The following is a 23,937-nucleotide window of genomic DNA, read 5'->3' as shown; positions in this document are numbered from 1 at the left end:
GGCAATGAAGGCCTATTTCAGCGGCCGGGCAGAAGCGCTGTTCGACGTTGCAGAGATGGCATGCGACGTATGCGGAGCAGTCAGTTTGATAGGTTTGAGGAAGCCTTTGATGATGTTTTTCACGTCGTCGTCGTCCGACGTGACCTTGTCCCATGTCGACTTCGTCCAGGCGACCCAATCCGCGACCGAACCGGACGTCCGTTGCTGCCAGACCTTGCCACGACGCTTTGCTCCACCCCAAAGGACTCGGTCGCCGTCCTCGTACCCGACACAGGCGATGTTGTTGAGCTCGGCCTCGGACTTGTCGATGTGCCCAAGGCCTTCGGTAACGTTTGTCCCGAAGTATGTCGTGAAGCTGATCGCGCCAACACGGCGTGAACCGAGATTCTTTACGAGGGGCAGCTCCACTCCGTTCAGAATGTTGAAGATGGCGTCGCCGCTGAAAAGCTCGACGTCATCGCCCGCAATAACTTTCGCCATGCGCTCAGTGCGCATCCGATCGTAATCGCTGGCGTAAATGGACAGCACGCCCTCGTCCTTTTCCCAACGCGCGATTACGAGGTCATAGAGGGTGTTCACGACGTTCTGGTAATCGCCCCACTTGACCTCTTCCGTCTGTGCGACCACCGCAACGAGGAGTCTATCCTTATCGTCGAGGGCATACCAGGTCTCGGCAGCGGCCGGCAGGACGCCAGCGTATTCGAGCGGAGTCCAATCTTTGCACTTCGTTCTGTAGAACTGAGTCGAGATGGCTGGGCGGAGGTTCCAGAGCGAGAGCTCCGCTGCAAGCGTACCGTTCAGTTTCAATTGTTCGATGACGTTCTGCAGACGGAGTTCATCGTCGATGCGCTCCTCACTGAGACGGCGGATCAACAGGTCCCAATCCGCGCCCTCCGCGTAGAGCGAGGCGAGCTTCTTCTCCGCGCCGGGGTCCGCGATATTCGTGACGACGGTCGCGTCGCCCACGTCCTTAGGCCCTTTGCGCGTGAAGCGACCGATGAACTGGAGCGTGATAGCGAGCGACTTGTGCGTGTCATGCAGCGCCGCAAGCTTGAGCTGCGAGAAATCGAAGCCCTCGCCGAGCATATTGACGCAAATTACGATGCGCGAGCCGGTGTTCTTGCGGTCGCGGAGCGCTGCCAACGCCGCGCGGTTCTGGCTGTCCGGCCGGTCGGAATAGACCTTCACCGGAGCAAATTCGGGGGCGAGCCGTTCGTAGATTTTGGCGAGAGCGTCAGCCCGTGCCTGCGTTTCGGTGCGCGCCATCAGAATGTGGTCAAGCTTCTGCTCATTGACATCCCGTCGCAGGGCCTCAATGGCCGCGCGGGCGACGACTTCGTCGCGCGCTTCTTGGTCGCCATACTCCTCAACGGTCCTGAGGTTGATCTTCTTGTAGTAGTCGGCGCGCTGGGCGTCCCCGAGTTTGTAGTTAAAGATGATCTTGCCATCTACGCGCTGGTCGTCCCGGCGGAACGGCGTCGCCGTAAATTGAATGACCTTCCCGCCACTGAAGCGGTCGCGGACCGAGCGCCAAGTCCGCGCGGTTATGTGGTGCGCCTCATCGACGAAGAGGTGCGAGCACCCAGCGGCGAGTGTCGCAACGGCGTCGGTGTCGGACGCCGCCAGTGAGTTCGGCAGCGCGATGATGATGTTCGCGCTCCTTAAAAGCTCTTCGGCCTCATTGACGCTTCGGATGCCGCCGGAGATCAGCGCCACCCGCGGTCCGAACAACTCGACTGGAATCGCTTGCGCCGTCGGCAGATAGCCGAGGGTTGCGAACTTATCCTCTATCTGGTCACGAAGGGGCACGCCCGACACCAGCACCAGCGTACGGGCCGGTCGAAGATAGACCTGGGCGGCAAGCATGGTCTCGGTCTTGCCGGTCCCCGTCGGCAAGACGACCGTCGCCGGCTCGAACGTGTCGCCCACGGCGAAGTGGGCGGCAATGGCATGAAGCGCGCCGATCTGCGGAAGGCGCAGGCCGGGCTCGTCGTTTGGACCTTCCAGCCGGAAGAAGAACTGGTTCTCCCACGTGGTCAGCAGCTTTTCTGGTGTGTCGACACGCTGGGTAAGCGCTTCCACCACGTCCCACTGCACGGTCAACGTCTCGGGGATGGCTGCGTCACGTGCCAGGTCGGCCGTGAGCACAGGCAGATCCGTCTTACGGTGCTTCGCGCCTTTGCGGCGGATATAGAGCTGGTCGTAGGGCGGTTTTAGTTCGGTCTTGACGAGGTCGTGACCTGGCATGTCGTTGAGGAAGATGCGGGCGCGTGTTGTGGCCCCGCGGAACACGACCTGCCGGACGGCATTGCGCCCGATCTTCACCCGAAGCGCCGACAAGGGCGGCAGCGTGAGTCTGCCCCTCCAGTCCTCGAACATGCTCATCATACCCCCCCCGTGTGACGGCAGCCATTTCGTGCGCTGCATCTTGTAGGACTAAGAGAATCTAAGCGCTTGCGGTCAAGGTTTCAACCAGAGCGAGAGACGGCGAATAATCTACTGCCAAGCCCGGCGCGCTTCACTCTCGGTTGTAGTCGCAAGACAGGTTGTAATTTCGGTGATCGAGCACCATATCGCTCGCCAGCGTCGCGAAGCTTCGGGCGAGAAGCATGCGGGACGCGAATTGGGGTTTTAACGGGGGCATCCATGCCAATTCCTGCCGAGCACGCGCATCGCTACGTGTATCATTTTTCCCATATTGATAATTTGCCCGGATTACTGCAGCACGGCTTCCTGGCGAACAATCATGCGCAGTTTCCCATAAAGCATCGCTCGATCGCGGCGGAGGGTATCCAGGGCCGCCGAGCGCAGATGAAGGTGTCATGCGGGCCAAAGGGCTGCGTCCATGACTATGTGCCCTTCTATTTCGGCTCGGTAAGCCCGATGCTGCTGGGCGTCGTGAATGCCAAGAATGTCGATCAATACGACATTCTCTATTTTGAGTTTCCCATCGCCTTAATCGAACGTGCGGATGCAATCTTCACCGGCGCGTCTGCGAATACGACGGTCGCACCGAATTTCTACCACGATCCGGCGGATCTCGCACAACTTGACTGGGCCGCGATCGACAGCAAAAAGTGGGGGAATCCTGACGAGGACTATCGCCACAGGCGCATGGCGGAGCTGCTCATCCACGGCCAATTGCCCGTGACTGCCGCGGCGCGCTGCATCGTGTGGAGCAAAGAGACCAAGAAGCGTGTCGAAGCTATTGTGGGCACCAAGCCGTTTCCGCCCATCGAGTTTCAAGACCCATGGAACCGACCTCACTGGTTTACGAATTTCGCGAGCGGTGGAAAGAGCAGCGTCGTGAAGGGACCCGGCGAGATCGCAAACATTTTCGAGGCTGCGTGCGCCTATGTCGAGGAGCATGGCGGCGATCATGTAGATACTGCGGAGTTCAAAAACTTGAGGCGCCTGCGCGAAGGTCTCCGGGCCGATTTCGGATGTCTACCGCATACTGCCGAACTGGTTGAACTGCGCTCGGAGAACGGCGTGCATAAACGCACGGTTGATGTCCACACGAAGGAGGTGGTCGCCCGGCTTCTGGCACTCGATGAATATAATTCGCTCGACGAGAAAAAGCAGATGCTGATCGAGATCGCGGCCTATTTGCACGATATCGGCAAGGGGCCGCGCTCGCGTTGGGACGGCAATGGCGGACTGCAGAAGGTCGACCCCGACCATCCTGTTGGCGCGATGCCGATGATGGCCGAGATCCTGACCAAGCATGTTGGCAGCGTCAGCTTGCCGTCTGCGAGAAGATTGATGAAGCTTGTATGCTATCATGACCTCGTAGGCGATGTCCTCGGGCAAGGACGCGACGAACAGCAGATCCTTGATGTCGTGGACGACGTGGCGGAACTGGATATGCTGTTCGCGATCGCTAAGGCGGACGTCAGCGCCTTAGTCCCGCATTGGTGGGACGAGGACAAGGCGGATATGTTATATCGACGCTGCGTAAAGGCGATAGAAGAGTAGGTCATGCTTGAGTTTGTTAAAGGCGACATGTTCGATTCTCCCGCGGATATACGCGTCAACACGGTCAACTGCGTTGGCGTGATGGGAGCTGGTGTCGCTCTGGCGTTCAAGCAGCGCTATCCAGAAATGTTCAAGGAGTATCAACGCGACTGCAAGGATGGTCGCGTTATCCCTGGGAAAATGCACGTCTGGAAGTCCCTGACGGGGGACTGGATCATCAATTTTCCGACCAAGCGCGACTGGCGCGAACCATCGCGCTACGAAGACATTGCCGCTGGCCTGGACGATCTGCGCTGCTATCTGGACGGGTTCGGTCCGGTGACTGTCGCGCTCCCCGCATTGGGCTGCGGACATGGCGGTCTGGACTGGGATCGCGTGTCGCGTATGATCGGCGACAAGCTTGATGGCGTCGATGCCCATGTGCTTGTCTTCGAACCTGCAGCGTCGCGTCAGGCTGGCCGCACAGCGACTGAGCAGCCGAACGAGGACGAACGGAAGAGTGCCGAACAGCTCGGCTACGAGCTTGTCCAACGCGGCAGCCTGCCAGCCTTGGAGGCGCCCGGCCCGCTTTATGTTCTGGGAGGTACGGAAGCGCTGTCGCGGCGTTGGATCGGGATGCTGCCCTCACGCAGTCCCGGTGAGCGTGAATTGCAGGCCCTGGAGGCGATCGCGGCTGAACTGAAGCGTTCGGCCGCCGGCAAGACCGTCGCGCTGGTTTATGGTACTCGCGTCAGCGAAGACTTAGCAAGGATTTTCCTAAGGCAAGGCGTCGACGTCGTGATGTTGCTGCCTTTCGGCGTCCTCACTCGCAAAGTTTTGGCGAAGCAGGCCGGCCGGAATGGAGCCGGGTCGCTGAGCCTTGCATCCGCGGCGCCGGCCAACGGGAAGTGGAGCCGGCAGCTTTTTGCGCAGACGATGAATATGCTGCGGCAGAACGCTGAAGCGCTCCTTTTGTCCGATCCGGAACCTGAATGGCTTGCAAGCAACGGGCTCGCTAAGTGGGGGCAAACGACGATTTCCTATGTCCGCTACGAGACGACGCCGGCCGCTATGCGCGATGCACTGGGACGCGCGGGAGCACGCCCCATCGGCAGACGCAGCGAGGAAGGCGCACCCAATATCGATTTCCTCATCGGAAAGGACAGCGCGGCATCAGCGTCAGGCAATGACGCCGTCGTTAGGCTGTCGAGTGCGCTTGCCGAAACTCCAAAGATATCCACAAGCGATGACGCATTGTTACCCAGTGACATCCTTACGCTGACGCTTCACCAAGGCACTGAGACGAGACGATTCGAGATTTTTGATCTCTTGGCACAGCTTTCTTCTATCCAGGTGGATCTGACAGTCAGATTATCTCCTAATGTCAGCGATGCTGACCGGCAACATTTGATTGAGCTGGGTTTCACGACATACAAGATTAGCGACGCGATTGAGCCAACGGCAGGTTTCAGGGATCGCGAGCTCGATCCCGAATGACCGCAATGGAGGCGCAAAACTGCCGTGAGCCTTTTGGCCGCCTCGCCGCAAACATGAGGCCCGAAAGCGGAGATTATTGCCGTTAGACCGTCCAGTTGACTGATGCCCAAAGCCAGGGCACAAAGGTGGCATCCACGGTCGCTCGCAATTGGAAAACAGAGGGAATTTCAATGCTTTTACACTAAGCCATTGAAATCATGTGAGAATCCAAGGTCCCCAGGCAAGCCATTTTTGGACATATTCCGTTCGCTCAATATCCGGCATTCCTCGCCAGAAAAAGTGACGTCTTTGCAGCCACTTGGCGCAATCTTGAGTCAGAAACTACGTGACGTTCTCCCGATTCCTTGAGCGTCCAGAGGTCTGTAGAAGATGGCTGGGGACCCTGTTCAGCTCCCTCAAAAAGCGCCGCGACCAACTAAAGTGTTGGGGCCGACAGCAGGCTGAGGATTTCCAGTGTACCGCGCGGGAAGAAGACGTTTTGCTGTAAACGCGAAGGCCTCAACCGGGGTCAAGCATGATGCTTTGTCATTGTCCACGAATTGTGGGATGACACGCATCGCGCAATGTCAAAATAATCACGTTTGTGACGAGCAAGCTATCAGCCGAACACAAGCTCAGGCACAACCACTTCCCAAACATCTCGATGAAGGTGCACCCGGAACTCTTCCTGACTGTCTGCCTTGCGCCAGCGCACGATGGCGCCAACCTCGCCGCGGAGGAAATTGTGTCCCTCGGGAGGTAACCAACTTTTGGCCATGCGTCCGAGAATTTGTCCCCGAGCGTCCTGCATCTTCCAGATGGGGCCGTCGCGCACGATCTGAATCGGATCTCCTACTTTTGCCGTCGAGATTGCGACAAGCGAGGGATGATCCGGCTTGAGACGCCCGGCCCACGACAAGTCTACGGTCTTGAGGTTAGGCACTTGGTATAGCGCAGACGGAAAATCGGCCGCAGCAGAGATGGTTGGCGCGGCGCGGCGCAGCACATGCTCTTCGCCGTGCGGGACGAACGGATGCTGTCCTTCGGCAAGGATGGCAAGGCTACGTCGCGCTCTGGTCATGGCGACATAAAAGAGTCGGCGCGGCGCATCGGGATCCTCACCCTTAGAGGGCCTGTCCCAACCGCCATTCAGGATGACAACAGCGTCGAACTCCAGGCCTTTCGATCGATGCGCCGTCAGCAGCAGCAACGCGCGCTGATCCCCGCGCGCATCATGGGTCCACTCAGCGAACCACTCGACGAGGTCAGGTACGGGCATGGTTTTGTTCGCGAGCTCTTTGGCCAGCGCGGCGATGCCTTCGGCGATCAGGTCCGTCCAGCGGTTGGCCGGTATCGCGTTCAGCACATCCACCAGATCGCGGACGCCCAACAGGCGTGTAGTATCGCGGCGCAGGACGTCGATGAACTGCTGCATTTCGCGCAAACGCCAGATGCTCGGCAGGCTCTCATTTGCCATCTCCACCGGAATGCCCAGCGTTTCGGCATAGGCTCGCACCGGAGCCAAACGCCGCCAGTCGCGAGCAATGACCGCGGCGCGCGACCAACTCCACTCCGGATCAAGGTTCGATAGTCGCACGAGTTCATCGATCGCTGTTATCGCCTGTGCCACATCACCCGATGGGCAGTCCAGCACTTGCACACGCCCACGGGCCACCGGATCGAGCGCCTCCATCTCTCCGCCGGGCGGCGCCTTGCTGCGCTTGCGATCGATGGCGATGTCGTGGCCGGCCTTCATACGGGCGGCGGCTGGCGCGATGACTGCATTGGCCGCCGCAACGATGTGTCCAGTCGAGCGATAGTTCTCGACTAGGAACATCGGTCGAGCGCTATAGTCGACCTCGAACTGGCGGATGAAGCGGATGGATGCCCCGGCGAATGCGTAGATGTTCTGATCGTCGTCGCCCACCGCAAACAGGCTGAGCCGAAGCTCCTTATCGTCCAACGAGCGTCCCGCGACGGCGGAAATCAGCGCATACTCCTCCGGGCCAATGTCCTGATACTCGTCCACCAGAATCCAGCGATAGCCTTGAATCAGGGTATCACGTTGTGCCTCTGCCTCCGGTTTGCTCAGTCCTTCGCCGTTCAACTGGCGCACGGCTTCCAAAACGATCCCGTCGAAGTCGTGGGACGTCTCGCTCGCAGTTCCGGCAAAGCTCGCACCGACCAAACGCATCGCAAGCGCGTGGCAAGTGGATATGGTCACGGCAGCCGCATCATCGCCGATCAGGTGCCGCAGCCGGATACGTATCTCGGCGGCGGCATGGCGGTTGTAGGTCAGCACCAGGATGCCGCGGGGATCCTCGCGGCGAACACGGATCAGGTAGGCGATGCGATGCACCAGAACGCGCGTCTTGCCCGAACCCGGTCCGGCCAGGACGAGGACATTTGTCTGGTCCCGGTCGTCAGCGACGATTTCCTGCTGAACCGGGTTCTTCAACGCCTCAACGATTGCTTTCCAGGAGGTGCCGGTGGTTCGACGCCGGATCTCACCGCCCTTGCCGGGCATCCAGCGGCGCAGAAAGGCGTCGCCGTCTAGCACAAAGTAATCCTCGGACAGCCGCAGCGCCTGCTCCATCGCGGCAAGGCCCTTTTCTGCATAGGCCGCCATCACATGGGTCTGGATGGTCTGCTCCGTGTAGTGATCCTCCAGGGGTGTGAAATCCTTTACGGTGAACTGGCCGCCCGAAGGGTTCAAATGAACCGTCATCGCCTGCCGGAAAATAGTCAGTCCCTTGCCGAGGGTCACAACCTCCTGCTCGTGCAGCCACAGGAGTGCGCGCTCCATCAGTCTTGTCATGTCCTGAATGCCGCTGCCGCGCAGCAGCGCGTCTCCTGTCAGGGTGGCGAGCAGGTCACCCATCGTGGTCTCGACCTGGAGGTCCTTGCCGCGGCTACCCTTCGGCAACTTGCCCAGAAGGTGCCCTAGCAATCGTTCTGCCCCCTGCTGCCGCAGGATTGCTGTCTGTTCCAACGCCTGCCAAGACCGTTGCAGCGTGACCATCAACGTGTTGCGCGAAGCCTTGCGCAGCCGCAGATTTCCCTTACCACCATCCTGATCGCGCCCGTCGCGGCCCATGCTACGCAAGAGCTTCTCCACGATGTCGGGCCGCACTGCGCTGTGCCCCTGATTGCGGAGCGCCTGGCAGGTTTCAGCCAGATGCAAGGGAATGTCTCCGGCGCCTTCAGCATCCGGGGCGGCCTCCCGCATCAGGGCAATCAGCGCCGTTTCAAGCCGCGCGGCCTGCGCCAGACGCTGCTGCGAATGACCATCCACCGCAACATGGACAAATATCGTGACCACAACGTCGTTGCGGGCGATCCCGAGCGCCTCAAGATCGGCCAGCGCCTTGTTCAGCATACCACCTGTGAATCCACTGATCCCGGCCAGCTCGTCGGTGGAAATGCCCTGATCGGGCGGCGCATTCATCAAATGGCGCGTGATATCCAGGAGCTGCTTGCGACGGGTGCCGGTGATCGCGGCCCTGGCCAAAATCGCCTCGGCTTCCTCCAGATTGCGGATCCTGAGCGATGAAGGGAAGACCTGAACCTTGTTCTCCTCGCGGCTCAGCAGCGTGGCTTCCTCCAGCCATGACACCGCGGTCTTCACCCTGGTGTCGTCGGTGTTGGTGTCGCGCTCGAATTCCTGATCGCGTTCAGCTCGCACGACTTCGCCCGACGTGGCAACGACTGTGCCGGTCTTTTTGGACCGCTCGTCAAGCCGCCGCAGGGCCTTCAGGATCGCGCCGATTTCGTGCCGGGCCAGACGCGAGCGTGCCGAAAGCGAAAACTGGCGCTCGACGTCCTCCTCAGTGAAGAGCAGCACGCAATTGGCATGGGCACGGTCACGGCCCGCTCGCCCCGCTTCCTGAAGATAGTTCTCCAGTGATCCGGGAATGTCGCCATGGACCACCAATCGGATATCGGGCTTGTCGATCCCCATGCCGAAAGCGTTGGTCGCAGCAATAATTCGCAGCTCGCCGACGCGAAATCGCTCCTGAATGTCACGCTTTTCCTCAGACGTCAGCCCGGCATGGAACCGTTCCGCGGACAGACCCTGCTGCTTGAGGAACTCGGCTACTCGCTGTGTCTCACTTCGGGTGGCGCAGTAGACCACGGCACCGGAAGCGCCCTCCTGTGGTAGCTTGGTCTCGATCACATCGAGGATGTCCGCCAACTTGGTGCCGCGCTGCGTTGCCCGGACCTCGAAACTGAGATTGGTGCGCACTGCGCCACCGTCCAGCAGCAAAAGTTCGCGTCCAAGCCGTGACTTGAAATGATCTCGTATGTCCCGCACCACTTCTGGCTTGGCGGTGGCAGTCAGGCAGAGCACCTGAGCGGGCGTTTCATCGCCAGAAGATTCCTTGATGAAGCGGCTAACATATCGGTAGTCAGGTCGGAAATCGTGGCCCCACTTCGACACGCAATGCGCTTCGTCCAACACCCAGAGTCCGATCTCGCGCTGTGCCAGGACCGATCTCACCGAGTTGCTGCGCAACTGCTCAGGTGAGATCAGCAGCATCGCAGCCTCTCCCATGCGGACACGATCCAGTGCATCCTGACGCTCGGGCATCGAAAGCATGCCATTAACGGTCACGGCAGAGGATATCCCTGCCCGTGCCATGCCCTGAACCTGATCGGCCATCAATGCGACCAGCGGCGAGATCACCACCGTCAGTGCGCCGGTCTTGTCGAACTTCGAGAGGGCGGGAATCTGATAGCAGACCGATTTGCCGGTGCCGGTCGGCAGAATGCCGAGAACACTTGCCCCGCGCATCGTCTCATCGACGATCCGCTCCTGGAGGGGGCGACCCATGTCATCGACGGGTTCGGCGCGGAAAGCATAGAACCCGAACCAGCGCGACAGCGCGCGCACCGGGTCGTTCCTCTCGCTACACCAGGTGCAATCCGGGCTTTTGCAATTGGCGTCGCGCAAGTACCGCACGATTAGGGAAGCCTCGCGGAACTGCGCCCGCACCCAGGGCGGCATAACGGAATCCCCGCCCGCGACCAGGATCCAGGACAAAGCATAGGCCATCGGCCAACCGAGCTGAGGATTAGAAAGGCGGTCCAGCGTCTGCTCAAGCCTTCTCTCGCAGGCGCGACCCACCAGAAGCCGGAAAATCGCTTCTTGTGCCGCAAGAGGATCGGGCGCGGGAGCCCCGCGAACCTCCCGAAACACTGCGTCGAACCCACCTGAATTCTCCATTCTCGTCGCAAGGAAATGAAAGGCTGCAACGGCATCGGGCTCGTCGGCGTTCTGCTGCGTCAAAGCCGCCAGTTGATTGCGCAGCACCTGAAACACCAGTCGCGCATCCAGTTCAGGATCGTTGACATGACCCGCCTGCAGACGCCCGTCATGGTAATGCTTGACCAGGTGATGATAGGGATTGCGCGGAAATGCGAGGGGATTGAGCCATAAAGTGTCTATCGGTGATCGCAGGACATTCGCCAGCCCAGGCCGCACGGCAAACAAATGAGGCAAGTCATGCCGAAGTATGTTGTGGCCGAGCAGATGCACGCCCTCGGTTGCTTCTGCCTCCAGGCGGTCGAGGGCTTTCACGAGATCGCGCTTTTTTGCCAAGATGGCGGGACGAGTATCATCTCGCACTGCTGCAAAAGCGAAGATGCTTGCGGTTGCAGGATCAACTTCCAAGTCGATCGAAACGCAACTCTGCAGCAGGAGTTGGAAAGGCTCAGCCATATGCATCAAGTTTTATTCACGTCATGAAACGATAAGCGATCATGATCGTGTGTTTGGCGAAAGGTCAACGTTCAAGTTGTAGCACACAAGAACTTTGCCGGATGGCCACGTGTACAAGTCAGTTCCGTAATGTGACCTGACAAAATCTGCGTTGAAGGCCCGAAGTCGCCGGGCGTGTTATGACCACCTGACCACAATCATCAGGCCCGCACGCGGAAATTATTGCCGCTCACCTAGCCCGTTGACTGATGCCCAAAGCCAGGGCACAAAGGTGGCATCCACGGTCGCTCGCGATGGGAAAACAGAGGGGATTTCAAGGACCTTCCATTAAGTCATTGAAATCACGTGAGAATCCAGGGTCCCTAGGCAAGTCGTTTTTTGACTGATTTTTTGATCCAAACTGGCTACTATCTCCGCACGGAAAAGTGAAGTCTTCTCAATGAGTTGGGCGATCTCCGCCGGAGTTCCGTTGGCTATCCGTCGTGCTCGAAGGCGGCTAGGAAAATTGGCTGGGGACCCCGTTTGGTATCTAGGGACATCCTTGTTTAACCGTGGCTTATTCTGCGGCCACTTTCCGGCCTTCCCACTCCTGTGGCGTCAGCGTCTTGACGTCGAACTGGTCGCGCGTACGGGTGTAGGTGTGGCCACCCATGCGGCCGACGGCGTCCATCATTTGCTGGTCGATGTGCAGATTTGACGCATTAATCGCGTCGCTGCGGACGAAGACGCCGACGACCTCGCCGAGGATGATCTCACGGGCGGGGCCGACTTGCAGAGTGGTGTGGCGGCGGCATTCCAAGGCTGCCGGCGCCGCAAGGATTCGCGGGCTGCGGACCATCTGTCCGGGCACGGTAGCGAGGCCCGCCTCCTCCATCTCATCAACCTCGGGGCCGAATTTGATGGCGCAGACCTCCATCTGGTCGACGAGGGCATTATCGCAGATGTGGACTGTGAACTCGCCAGTCTCCCGGATGTTGCGGGCGGTATCCTTGAAGCGCATGTCGGCGTAGTTCTCGACGCCGATGGCGACGATGGCCGGATCGTGGGTGAGCACATTGAAAAAGCTGAAGGGGCCGGCGTTCGGCTGGCCGTCCTTGTTGACGGTCGTCACCAGCGCGATCGGCCGCGGGATCACGGTGCCGATCAGGATCTTGTAGCGCTCGCGCTCGTTGAGGCTGGAAAAGTCGAAATGGGTATGATCGTACATATCAGGCCTCGGCTGCGATGCGGTGGGTTTCAAGCGGGGTATGGCGGGAAAGGTTCTCGAAGCCATCCTTGGTGACGACATACATGTCGCCGACATTGCACCCGGCCGACAACGGTTCCAGCCATTGGGTATGGAGCACGAAGACCATCCCCTCCTCCATCCGGTCGTAATTGTGCGAGGAGATGTTGAAGCTGTTCTGACCACCCGCCATGCCGACGGAATGGCCAAGATTGGGGTTATGCGGCCCGTGGGTTGCCGGGTAGACGTGCATGAGTTTGCGACCCTGCGCCTCCCAGTCGATGTTCTTCACATATTGGCGCGGGATGAGGCGGGCGCTGCCGTCGTCCATCGGCGCCCAGTTGTATGGCATAGTCCTCGCCTCGAGCGAAGCCAGCATGCCGCGCTCGATCATCGGCTCAAAGGCTGCGTTGTTGACGTCACGCATCAGGGCACCGGGGCGGATCAGCTTTTCGGCCCGCTTGACGCCCTCAGTGCAGGCATCAAGCACCTCTTCCTGCCGTTTGGTGATCTCGCCGACCGCGATCATGCGCGCGGTCTGGGCGGTGTAGCCGCGATAGGTCACGTTGGAGACATATAGATTGATCAGGTCGCCCGGCCGTACGACGTGGCCGTAGGGTTTGCCGCAATGGGTGCCGAACTCGTTGATGCCAATCTGGTAACCATCGCCGGTCTCGCCGCCATAAGTGAGCTGCGCCTGCGTGAAGGCGGCGTAAATCTCATGGTCGGTCACACCGGGCTTGGCGACATGACAGGCCGCCTGCGTGGCGATGCTGATGAGCTGGGCTGCGGCGCGGAACATGGTGATCTCGCGCGGCGAGCGGACCTTCTGCATCCGGTCGAGAATGGCGTTGTCGGCGACGAATTTGGTCTTCGGCATCAATTCATCGAGCGCCGCCCAGAAGGTCAGCGACGTCCGATCGCCGATGCGGCCGATCTGGGCCTTGGCGAGCCCCATGCCCGCCAGGAGTTCGGCACATTTCTCCGCCGTCTTAACGACGCTGTCGCCCGGACGGTCGGCATATTCGCGGCCGATCGGGCCGATCTGCCAGATGTCCTCGACCAGAACCGGCTCGCCGCCGGGTGGCAGTAGCACCGACTGGGTGAAGAAGGACAGAAGCGTCAACGGCTTGTCGCTGTCGGTCGGGATAATCAGCACACCCTCGCGCATCCAGTCGCAGATATAGCGCAGATAGTGATTTGAGGTATGGAACCAGCCGACGCCCCCAGTGTGGACGATCAGCGCATCGTGCCCGGCTTCCACAGCGTGACGGCGGATGCGGCGCAGGCGATCCTCGAACTCCTCGACCGGCAGCGGCAGAGGTGCATCGAAATCGAAGTCCGGCTGGAAATCGGCGAGCAGTGAACCGACGCGATAGGAGCCTGACTTGGTTGCGCTAGGGGTCATGGGTGTTTCCTTCCAGATTATTATTGGAGTTTGATCAGGCCTGCCGCGGCGCGAGAACGCGCCTTGCGACGAGCATGACGATCAGGGTGAGGCCGATGAGGATGCCCGAGATCGCGGCGACGCGAACGTCGAGTGACTCCTCGATCAGCGCGAACATCCGGAGCGGCAGGACCGTGGTCTCGGCATCCGCAAGGAAAAGCGAGATCGAGACATTGTCCAGCGACTGGATGAAGACGAGAAACGCGCCGGCGAGAATGCCCGGCATCAGCAGCGGCAGCGTCACACGGCGAAGCGTGGTGAACCAGGATGCGCCCATGACGGTCGATGCTTCCGCGAGCGAAGGATTGAGTCCTTGCGCGACGACGGAGGCCGCGCGGTACATCAGCGGGCCGAAGACCACGACATGGCCGGCAACGGTCAGCCAGAGCGACGGCTGGAAGCCGATGAAATTGGCGACGATCAGCGCCGCCAGACCGTAGACGAGGCTGGGCAGGACGAGTGGCGACAGAAGCAGAGGCTCGATGGCGCCGACGGTGCCCTTGCGCATCCGGCTCATGCCGATGGTGGCCGGCACCGCGAAGAGCAGCGATCCCAGAACCGCAAGGCCTGCGATCTTCAGCGAGTTGAAGGCAGCCGCATGTTCCGTCGCCGAGCGAACGGGATCGAGCAGCGCCTCGTACCAGCGAAGCGAGAAGCCCTCGGGGGGATATTTCAAAGTCTGACCCGAGGTGAAGGACATCATCAGGGCGATGACGATCGGCGCCACAAGATAGATCACGGCGAAGGTCCCGAAACCGAAGACGAAGAACTTGTAGAGCAGGCCTGGGATGGGGTTTTCGCGTCTGTTAGCCATGGCCGACAAGTCTCCTGTGACGGGAAATCATGGTCATTGCAACGAGCAGGCAACCGGTGGACAGCAACAGCACGACGGCGATCGCCGATGCCAGCGGCCAGTCGAACAGCGTGCCGACCTCGCGATAGATCAGTTGCGGAACATAGACATTGCGCGCACCGCCGATGACGGCCTGCGTGACGAACGAACTGCTGGTGCTGGCAAAGACCAGGATCCAGCCTGCCAGCAGACCCGGCAGCATCAGCGGGATGAGCACCGTGACGAAGATGCGCCAGGGACCGGCACCGGACACCTGCGCCGCCTCGGTATATTGAACCGGCGTGCGGGACAGGATGGCGACGAGAGGCAGGATGATTAGCGGTAGATCGATCTGGCACATGGCCATGACGAGACCTAGTTCGGTGAACATCAATGATATAGGTCGGCCGATGAGTCCGAGCCCGAGCAGTGATTCACTAATCGGCCCCTGCCGTCCGAGGATGACGATCCAGGCGAAGGTGCGCACTACATTGCTGGTCAGCATCGGAATGAGCGTCAGGAAGATGATGACCTGACGCGCCGTCCTGCCACTGTGCCAGTAAAGAAGCGCTATCGGGACGCCGAGCAGCGTGGTGGCCGCAACGGTTAGCAGACCGAGCCGTGCCGTGTTGAGAAGGACGCGGAAATTGAACGCGTCCCCGAAGAACCTGATATAATTGGCCAGCGTTGCCCCATCAGGCCCAGTGAAGCTGAAAGCGACGAGAACGGCGAGCGGCGTCGCAAAGAACGCCACCGACAGCAGCAGCATCGGGATAACGTATGGAAAACCGCCCGCCTTCATCTTGCTCTCCTCAGCCTGCGACGAGGGCGTCGAACTGGCGGATCCAGTCGGCGCGGTTCTTGTTGATGGCGACCCAGTCCGGATAGACCATGTTGCCAAGCTGCTCGCGCGTCACATAGGCCTCGATCTCAGGGGTGAGCGCGACGTCCTTGTTGGTCGGGAACATCTCGGTCGGCGGCAGCTTCAGCTTGTCCTGCGCAGCCTTCGAGATGGCGGCATCCATATAGGCGTAAGCGGCGTCGAGGTTCTTCGCGCCCTTGGTCAGGTGGATGTTGACAGGGGCTGCCGGCGCGCCGCTTTCCGGGGCGACATATTCAGCCTTGAGCCCCATTGACTTCAGGCGGGCGACGTTGCCGGTCGAGCACATAAACACGGCGATCTCGCCCTGCTGGAACAGGGTCATCTGGTGGTTGGTGCTGTCGACGACGCCCTTCAGTTGATCCGGATGCTCCTTGAACAGCTTGAAGACCGCATCCATGTCATCAGGGCCGGTGCCGAAGATCTTTGCCATCTCCGTATAAGCCATAACGGCTGTGTTCGAGCCGAAGCCGGTCCAGGAGACAAGGCCGCTATAGGCCGGGTTTTCGAACAGGTCACGATAGCCCTTCGGGCGCGGCACGAGGTCGGGATTGTAGGCAATGCCGTTGACCTCGATGGTCACGGTGGGGCCGTATTCCCCCTGGAAGGCAGGATCCAGCATGTTCCAGTTCTTTAGACGGCTTGGATCGATCTTCTGGATGATGTCGTTCTCGATGGCGACTGCCATCTGGCCCGGCGACATCAGCAGCGTGTCGTAAGGCGGGTTGCCGGGGCTCGCCATGACCTTGGCGAGCTGATCCTGCGCCATCGACGGGGCGATGGTCAGGCCATAGCCGGCTTCCTTGACAAGCGGGCCCAGAACGCTGCGATAGCCGTCTTCCCAGTTGCCAGGAAAGGTCGCGGCGATTGCGGTTTCGCCCGCTGCAGCACGAGCCGCGAAGGGCATTGCGGAGGCTGTGGCGACGCCGGCAGCGAGAAGGCCGAAATGGCGGCGGGTCATTTTGAAGTCGTTCATGCTGTCACCTCTGTTGGTTGTTGTTGATGTCATTCCGTTGTTGGCATTCACTGGATGCTTTCCGGTTCGGCCGGAAATGCGTGACACCTGCGGGTGTCGATCTCTGCGAAAAGCTGGGCACCGATATCGGGAATGGCGGTGCCGGGACCGCGAACCTCGGAGGCGCGCAGGCCCGTGCCGTCGGCAAGCACAAGGTCGTGGATCAGCGTCGGGCCGAGCGGCACGGAAACTGTGACGCGCGCGGCAAGTGCGTTCACGCCCGGCTGCGTCATCAGGCGGACCTCTTCGGGCCGGAAGGTGATGGCGACGTCCGAGCCTGTGGTGAAGCTCAGGCGGCGCGGCAGGACGAGGCTTTCGCCGCTCTTCAGGGCGATGACCGTGCCGCCTTCCCGAAGCTCGGCAACCCTGCCATGGAGAACGTTGGTCTGGCCGATGAAGGTGTTGACGAACAGGGTCTTCGGCCGGTCGTAGACTGCCATCGGCGTGTCGATCTGCTCGACATTGCCCTTGTTCATCAGCACCAGACGGCTGGCGAGGCTCTGAGCCTCCTCCTGGTCGTGGGTGACGATCAGCGTGGTGATGCCGAGCGTCTTCTGCAGATGGAGGAGCTCGACCTGCAGGTCGAAGCGCAGCGCCCGGTCGAGCGCGCCGAAGGGTTCGTCGAGAAGCAGCAGCGACGGACGGCCCGCGATGGCGCGGGCGACGGCGACACGCTGCTGTTGTCCACCCGAGAGCTCGCGCGGCAGGCGGTTGCCATAGCCATCAAGCCGGACAAGTGAGAGCATCTCTTCGACCCGTGCGTTCCGCTCTGTGCGCGGCACCTTCTGGCAGGCGAGCGGATAGGCGATGTTTTCCGCGACAGTCAGATGCGGAAAGAGCGCATAGTTTTGAAAGACCATGCCGATGCCGCGTGCGCGGGCCGAGACATCGGCAAGGTCGTCGTCGCCGAGCACGATCCGGCCCGCCTTGGGCTGGATGAGGCCGGCGATCGCCCTCAGCACCGTCGACTTACCGCAGCCGCTCGGCCCCAGAAGCGCGACGATCTCACCGGCTGCTATATCGAAGGATATGTCGCTGACGGCATTCTGTCCGCCATAGCTATGGGTAACGCCCCGAACACTGAGCCGCTTGCGATCGGTAGTCTTTGCGATGTCCAGCATGTGGCTTCCCTGATCTTGCGTGGTGGCAACGAGCGCTCCGGCGCCGGAGCATGTCCATGAAAAGCGAACTGCAAGGGCCGTGCCAGATTCGGAATTTGCTGATCGAGGAGAATTCAAGTCACTGATTACAAATCGATTTTTATGATTTATAAACTTTCGAAACTTTCTTATCATAAATTTCCTACATTTGTTTTGGAAATTTATTTGTCTAAAGTTTTGCCATTAATGTTCAATGCAGTGCAGAGTTCTGCACATTTATCGGCCGGATATCTGCAGCACCTGGGAAGAAACAGGCAACTTTTCCGGCCAACAGCATCGTGAGACGAATAGACATGAGGGAAACGGCGAGACTTGAGGCGGCTCTCGCCCAGAAAATCGACGCATAGGCGATTTTTTAATCATTGTCATTTCGAAAACTTGTGCGAAATAATGTGCGAAACTTTATTCGGAAAACAATGAGGAATATTTATTCATTCATATTCAATTACTTGATGCCATTAACGCAGAACTGGCACGGTGATTGCTTGGTATCTCCTGAAAATTCGCACAGCAAAAACCAAAAAGGGGATTCAATGAAAAACGTGCAGACAGTTTTGATGACCGGCATCGCTACGGCATTCATCACCCTCATGTCACTTTCCACCCATGCAGCGGAGAGCGAGGCCGAGAAGATGGAAGCGGCTGACATCAGCAAGCTTCCAGGCGTGGTGCTGACCCAAAAGCTGGCGGATGGCCTTCCCGCGTCCATCAAGGCATCCGGCACGCTGAAGGTCGCGACGGATCTGACACCGCCGATCAGCTTCCACGGTGACGACGGCAAGCTTGTCGGTATCGACGCCGATATCGCCGCGGCGCTCGGCGTGATCCTCGGCCTCAATGTCCAGATGACGGATGTCGGCGCCGGGGCCGCCATCGTTCCCGCCATCCTGTCCAAGCGGTTCGACATGACGATCTCCGGCATCAACGACGACGTCGAACTGGAAAAGCAGGTCGATGTTATCGACTATATGTATGACGCTACCACGATCATGACGATCAAGGACAACCCGCTCGGCATCAAGAGCATGGAAGACCTCTGCGGCAAGAAGGTCGCCGTTCCCGTCGGTACCTTCCAGGGCAAGATGGTCGAAGCAGCGTCGGCAAAGTGCAAGACACCGATCGACATCATGGCGATCCCGAAGATGCCTGATGTGCTGCAGGCCGTGCGCACTGGTCGCGCCGATGCCACCGTCAACGGCTACGCGACCAGCGTCTATACGACCGAGCACCAGACCGGCAACGGCAAGGGCTTGCAGGCGCTTCCCGATATCCGTCTCGCCGTAGGCTATCTCGGCATGCTGATATCGAAGGATAATCCGGAACTCCGCGACACCGTCGTCGCCGCCCTGCAGCAGATGGTCGATAGCGGCGCCTACGAGACGATCATGAAGAAGTGGAGCCTCGGCCCACTCGCAGTCAAGACCGTCAAGGTCAACGACGCCGCCAGCATGCCCGCGGAGTGAACCCCATGACACTGTTCACCACGCCGACAACGACAATGAGCCTGCCGCCACCGGCCATGCGGTCGATCAAGTGGGGACAGTTCGCAACCGGTGCCAGCGCGATCCTCGCGCTGGTGCTTCTCGCCGCCACCGTGGCACAGAGCCAAAGTGTGCAATGGACGGAGATTCCGCGCTATCTCGTGAATCCCTCGATCCTGCGCGGCGTCCTGCTGACGCTGGAATTGACGGCCGGCGCCATGGTCTTTGGCATCGGCCTCGGCTGCCTTCTCGCCGTGATGGCAACTTCAACGAACATCGTTCTGAAGGCGATTGCCGCAGGCTTCGTCTGGTGGTTTCGCGGCGTGCCGCTGATCGTCCAGATCTTCCTCTGGTTCAATATCGCGCTCTTCATTCCGCAGGTCGGGGTCGGGCACTACAGCATCTCGATCAACGATCTCGTCACACCGGCGCTCGCTGGCTTCCTGGCGCTCGGCTTGCACGAGGCCGCCAACATGTCGGAAATCATTCGCAGCGGCCTGCTTGCCATCGACCGCGGTCAGCGCGAGGCGGCGACGGCACTCGGATTGAAGCCCCGGCAGACATTCCGCACCGTCATTCTGCCGCAGGCGGCGCGCCTCATCGTACCCCCGACCGGCAACCAGGCGATCGGCATGCTGAAGGCGAGCGCGATTGTCTCCGTCATCGGCATGCAGGATCTGCTGACACAGGCGCAGGTCATCTATGCCCGCAACTTCCTGGTGATCGAACTGCTGTTCGTCGCCTCCATCTGGTACCTCGCGATCACCACGGTGGCGTCGATCGGCCAGCACTATCTCGAAAAGAGCCTCCAGCCGAAATTTCGCAACGGCGCCGACAAGTCCCGCACCGCGAAACGCGCCTGAGCGCCAGCCAATAACCAAGGGCCTCGCCAGAGCAGTGAGGCCTGTCAGGAAACGACAAGGAGTACATCATGAAGCTTGGCATCGACAACATCAAACTGCCTGAATCGAAGAAGCGCGGCCCACTCGGCAGCCTCGACCACGTCAAGGAACTCGGACTTTCCGGCATCTTCTTTTCAACGGCGCTGGACATGAGCCCGACGCTGGACATAGGCGAACTGCGCGACATCCGGGCGAAGGCTGACGAACTCGGCCTCTACCTGGAAAGCGGCGTCGGCAAGATCAATCCCTATTGCAGCGCCGAGGAGCCAGCCCTTCGCGCTGTCGGCGACGGCGACATCATTGCTGGCTTCACGCGTATGATCGAGGCGAGCGCCGCCATCGGCTGCTTCGAGCTCTGGGTCGCCCCCGGCAACTTCAAGTCCGAATATCGCGGCCGCCTTGCTAACGACCGCTTCCGCACCGACATCACCTGGGAGGACCAGTTGACCGGCATCGAGAAGGTGCTGCAGAAGCTTGCGCCCGTTGCCCGTGCGCATGGCGCACACCTGAATATCGAGACCCATGACGAGATCACCTCCTTCGAAATCTTGCGCCTGATCGAGAAGGTCGGCGCCGATTGCGCCGGCGCCGTCTTCGACACCGCCAATGGCCTGCAGCGCGCCGAGCATCCGGTCTTTGCGGCCAAGCGCCTCGCCCCCTTCGTCCGACAGACGCATATCAAGGACGCCTATGTCGGTCGCGCGCCCGGCGGCCTCGATTTCCAAACCCGCCCCGTCGGCGGCGGCATCGTCGATTTCGGAACGATCCTGCCGATCCTCAACGAAGCCAACCCCGCGCTCAACCTCTCGCTGGAAGTCGCAGCCTCCGTCGCCGACAAGCCGCGGAAGGCCAATCCGCGCCAGTGCATCCAGATCGACGATCCGATCTGGCGCGCCGGCCATCCCGACCTGACAGTTGAAGAGCTCGACGCCTATATGGCGCTGGTCGATACCTACGAGACGCGCGTCGCATCCGGCGAGGTCCCCAACTGGGAGGCCTACGAATCCAGCCAGTACGGCTATCCGACCTACGAGCATCAACCTTACGGCTTCAACGAGGCGATCGCCTTTATCAGGCAGTCGGCGTTTCATGTGGAGACGATCTGCAAGGACAAGGGGATTGCCCTGAACGCGGCGGCGGCAAACCGGAAGGCAGCCTGAGGGCCGGGATGGTGTTGGCGGCCTTGGTCGCCAGCACCACGCGCCAATTATATGGCACTATCGAGTTGCGCATGAACATTCTTATGGAAATAATTAAAGCATACCGATATCGAGTCGATTGTTGCTGTTTGCGCAGGCCCGAACTCATGGATGGGTCCGGAGAGGAAACATGAAGAAGACGCGTCGCCAAAACCTTAAAGCCGTCCCCGCCACGACGAATGGCACGACAGATACCGTCGACAATGACGACGTCTCCGAGCGCATCCGCAACACGTTGGCGGCGGCGATCGGCGAAGGCGCGCTGAAACCGGGCACCAAGATTCTCGAAGAGGCGATCGCCGAGCATTTCGGCGTCAGCCGGACCGTCGTTCGCGGCGCTCTCGGCGTGCTCGAAAGCGACCATCTCCTAGAGCGCAAGAGGAACCGCGGCACCTTCGTCGCAGAGCCAAGCATTGAGCAGGCGAAGAACCTGTTCGAGGCGCGACGCAAGCTGGAGCGGATGCTACTCGAACTCGTCATCCTGCGCGCAACGACAGACCAACTCGATGCGCTGCAGAAGCTGACGGACGAGGAGGAACACATCCATCATCACGGCGACGAGAAGTCGAAGACAGTTCTCTCGGGGAAATTCCATATCGTCCTTGCCGACCTCGCCGCCAACCCGGTGCTGACGGAGATGCTCTCCAAGGTCGTCGCGCGCCTCTCGCTCGTCATGTCGCTTTACGAAGAAGACCGCACTGACGACTGTGGTGCCGACCACCACCGCATGATCGTCGCGGCACTAAAAGCGAAGGACCTTGGCAAGGCGCAGGACTTGATGGATCACCATCTCGCAGACATCGAAGGCCGGGTGCGGTTGACGGAGGGACAAGGCGATCGGCACACGTTTATGGCGGTTCTGGAGAACTTTTCCTGAGGTGCTCCAACGAGATCAGCAGCGGAAATAATTACCGCTGGGGCTCTCATGTTGACTGAGGCCCAAAGCCAGGGCACAAAGGTGGCATCCACGGTCGCTCGCGGCGGGAAAACAAAGGGAATTTCAAGGGACTTCTTCTAAGCCATTGAAATTACGTGAGAATCCAGGTTCCCCAGCCAATATCTTCGTATTCTCAAAAAATCGCTCCATCTGAAACATTAGAAAACTAAATATAACAGTTTTCCGGTGCATATTTCCGTAACTTTGCCATCGATTGCGGATTCCATGTTCATGCGTCAAGCTAGGCCTGTCGCAGGGGGATTTGGCATGGATGAAGAGCGCTTACGGGAAGTGTGGCGTCAGAAGAAGATCCCTGTCGTCATTCGGCGAGACGAAAGGGGCCGAAAGCTCCGGGTGCGCCTCCCATACGCCGACAACAACCGGCAATGGCTCAACACGGTCGGCAAATCGACGGTGAAATGGATCGATAGCAAAAGCTATTGGGAGCTTCCGAAGAACTGGTTCAACGATTTCGTTAATCGAGCCTTGAAGCGCTATGGAAAGCTCTATGTGATCCAACCCTACCGTGAGCAAGAGAAGTGCGCGCCTGCCTGCATGAATGCTGAAGGACATGAATGTCAATGTTCGTGCATGGGGGCAAACCATGGAAACCGTAACAACGGAAGCTGGCTCGAAGTGTCCGAGACATTCGCCACGCGATGGGGCGAGAAGGAAATTGCCTGCCGGTTGATGGTATCGAAAGGTCAAAAGACGCAATGCGATGAAATTTAGACATCCCTAAAGCATTCGAGGACCTTCAGCGCTGACAGTAACTGTTCGAGGCATAGCGACGTAACTTTCGGGCGACAACCTCCTAAATACCTTCTCGAATTGGTCAAGCTGTTGCACAATCTGTCCAGAAAGCGCGTTCAGTTCGGTGATGCGTGCGGAAGTCTCCGGTCCGAACCGATCCTGCGCCCGCTCATGGTCGAGCGGAACAGCGAAATACCCCTCTGGCGCTCTTATCGGCCCGGCGTATTCGGCGAGCTTCTTGTAAAGCTCATCCGAAAGCCGGACAATTTCCGAACTAACGTTGTCCAGTTCTTGATTCTCGAACTCGTATTCAGCCCCCTCCCAATAACTTACGTCTCTAACTGAGTGCAACCGTGCGTGCGGATAGGCTTGACCGAATGAATGCTCACGCAAAAATATCTTGGTGGGCTCATTGAATAGCTGCCGCAGCTTTAGGCCAAGCTTGATATCATGCGGATGAAGCTTTGCCGCTAAGGGTGCATGTGCGTCAGCTTTATACTCAGCAAACGCCCATGCGATGAAGGACGATATAAATAAGGCGATTCCGTCCCACGGCACATTGCCGCCTTTGATGGACGAAACTACCCACGCCACGGCAAGCATCGAAAGAATGCCTGCACCTATTCTTGTCGCTCGCCACATCGTTACACCACCTCACTAATTTCAACTTTCGCGACAATATTACGTCGGCGCCACCTCAAGCAAGAAGCCCGCCGGAGAAACTCGGCGGGCCGTGAATGACTGGCGAAGTTGGCGCTTCGCCAGTCATGCAGCTTGGCTTTGGCGAATAGCGCTAAAAGGCTCCAAATCTACAGACGATGGTCTCGCGGAGGTCTGATGGCACGGCGTTTGCGGCGGACCCTGCCGGGCGGCAGGATTTCGACCACCTTCGGCACAGTGCCGAAATGCTGTGCTGCCTTAATGTAGTGCCATGCTGTGGCCTTGGGCACA

Annotated in this window: 16 protein-coding genes; 7 read left to right on the top strand and 9 right to left on the bottom strand. The window is 59.6% G+C overall.

The window, feature by feature from the left end; genetic code table 11:
- Window positions 1-12: 12 nt before the first annotated feature.
- Window positions 13-2,385 carry a DEAD/DEAH box helicase gene (locus ASB66_RS08385; protein ID WP_234612766.1) on the bottom strand — a complete coding sequence of 791 codons (2,373 nt, stop codon included), beginning with the start codon at window positions 2,383-2,385 and terminating at the stop codon, window positions 13-15.
- A 261-nt stretch (window positions 2,386-2,646) separates the two neighbouring features.
- Between ASB66_RS08385 and darT the strand changes: the two genes are divergently transcribed.
- Window positions 2,647-3,978: a type II toxin-antitoxin system toxin DNA ADP-ribosyl transferase DarT gene (gene darT, locus ASB66_RS08380; protein WP_060719193.1), complete on the top strand. Its 1,332-nt coding sequence runs from the start codon at window positions 2,647-2,649 to the stop codon at window positions 3,976-3,978.
- Window positions 3,979-3,981: 3 nt separating this feature from the next.
- On the top strand, window positions 3,982-5,454 hold the full coding sequence (locus tag ASB66_RS08375) for a macro domain-containing protein (RefSeq protein ID WP_060719194.1): 1,473 nt from the start codon (window positions 3,982-3,984) through the stop codon (window positions 5,452-5,454).
- A gap of 598 nt (window positions 5,455-6,052) precedes the next feature.
- On the opposite strand, the gene ASB66_RS08370 is transcribed toward ASB66_RS08375, so the two are convergent.
- The 7 genes from ASB66_RS08370 to ASB66_RS08340 form a co-directional block, all read right to left on the bottom strand.
- On the bottom strand, window positions 6,053-11,155 hold the full coding sequence (locus tag ASB66_RS08370) for a RecQ family ATP-dependent DNA helicase (protein ID WP_060719279.1): 5,103 nt from the start codon (window positions 11,153-11,155) through the stop codon (window positions 6,053-6,055).
- A 556-nt stretch (window positions 11,156-11,711) separates the two neighbouring features.
- Window positions 11,712-12,362, bottom strand: a complete 651-nt coding sequence (locus tag ASB66_RS08365; protein WP_171430976.1) for a flavin reductase family protein — start codon at window positions 12,360-12,362, stop codon at window positions 11,712-11,714.
- A 1-nt stretch (window position 12,363) separates the two neighbouring features.
- The gene (locus ASB66_RS08360) at window positions 12,364-13,788 is read right to left on the bottom strand and encodes a M24 family metallopeptidase (protein ID WP_056824344.1); all 1,425 of its coding nucleotides are present in this window, start codon (window positions 13,786-13,788) and stop codon (window positions 12,364-12,366) included.
- Between the two features lie 34 nt (window positions 13,789-13,822).
- Entirely contained in the window at window positions 13,823-14,641 is an 819-nt protein-coding gene (locus ASB66_RS08355; protein ID WP_056824341.1) for an ABC transporter permease, read from the bottom strand.
- Window positions 14,634-15,461 (bottom strand): ABC transporter permease, encoded by an 828-nt coding sequence (locus ASB66_RS08350; RefSeq protein WP_060719196.1) that lies wholly within the window; start codon window positions 15,459-15,461, stop codon window positions 14,634-14,636. Before ASB66_RS08350 ends, ASB66_RS08355 begins: the two co-directional genes overlap by 8 nt.
- A gap of 10 nt (window positions 15,462-15,471) precedes the next feature.
- Window positions 15,472-16,515: an ABC transporter substrate-binding protein gene (locus tag ASB66_RS08345; RefSeq protein ID WP_056825721.1), complete on the bottom strand. Its 1,044-nt coding sequence runs from the start codon at window positions 16,513-16,515 to the stop codon at window positions 15,472-15,474.
- Window positions 16,516-16,562: 47 nt separating this feature from the next.
- Window positions 16,563-17,675 carry an ABC transporter ATP-binding protein gene (locus tag ASB66_RS08340; RefSeq protein WP_060719197.1) on the bottom strand — a complete coding sequence of 371 codons (1,113 nt, stop codon included), beginning with the start codon at window positions 17,673-17,675 and terminating at the stop codon, window positions 16,563-16,565.
- Window positions 17,676-18,247: 572 nt separating this feature from the next.
- Between ASB66_RS08340 and ASB66_RS08335 the strand changes: the two genes are divergently transcribed.
- The 5 genes from ASB66_RS08335 to ASB66_RS08315 all read left to right on the top strand — a co-directional run bounded on the left by ASB66_RS08335 (window position 18,248) and on the right by ASB66_RS08315 (window position 22,965).
- Window positions 18,248-19,177 (top strand): ABC transporter substrate-binding protein, encoded by a 930-nt coding sequence (locus ASB66_RS08335; protein WP_060719198.1) that lies wholly within the window; start codon window positions 18,248-18,250, stop codon window positions 19,175-19,177.
- Between the two features lie 5 nt (window positions 19,178-19,182).
- On the top strand, window positions 19,183-20,058 hold the full coding sequence (locus tag ASB66_RS08330; RefSeq protein ID WP_060719199.1) for an amino acid ABC transporter permease: 876 nt from the start codon (window positions 19,183-19,185) through the stop codon (window positions 20,056-20,058).
- A 68-nt stretch (window positions 20,059-20,126) separates the two neighbouring features.
- Complete coding sequence (locus tag ASB66_RS08325; protein ID WP_060719200.1) at window positions 20,127-21,257, top strand: sugar phosphate isomerase/epimerase family protein; 1,131 nt, start codon at window positions 20,127-20,129, stop codon at window positions 21,255-21,257.
- A 169-nt stretch (window positions 21,258-21,426) separates the two neighbouring features.
- Entirely contained in the window at window positions 21,427-22,173 is a 747-nt protein-coding gene (locus tag ASB66_RS08320) for a GntR family transcriptional regulator (protein WP_060719201.1), read from the top strand.
- A 327-nt stretch (window positions 22,174-22,500) separates the two neighbouring features.
- Window positions 22,501-22,965, top strand: a complete 465-nt coding sequence (locus ASB66_RS08315) for a hypothetical protein (RefSeq protein ID WP_060719280.1) — start codon at window positions 22,501-22,503, stop codon at window positions 22,963-22,965.
- A 6-nt stretch (window positions 22,966-22,971) separates the two neighbouring features.
- On the opposite strand, the gene ASB66_RS08310 is transcribed toward ASB66_RS08315, so the two are convergent.
- On the bottom strand, window positions 22,972-23,589 hold the full coding sequence (locus ASB66_RS08310; protein ID WP_156629354.1) for a hypothetical protein: 618 nt from the start codon (window positions 23,587-23,589) through the stop codon (window positions 22,972-22,974).
- Window positions 23,590-23,937 lie beyond the last annotated feature (348 nt).

This window comes from Gillisella vitis (genome assembly GCF_001541345.2).
Lineage (GTDB): Bacteria > Pseudomonadota > Alphaproteobacteria > Rhizobiales > Rhizobiaceae > Allorhizobium > Allorhizobium vitis.
The sequence above is the reverse complement of the archived record's forward strand: the minus strand, read 5'-3'. Positions and strand labels throughout refer to the sequence as shown.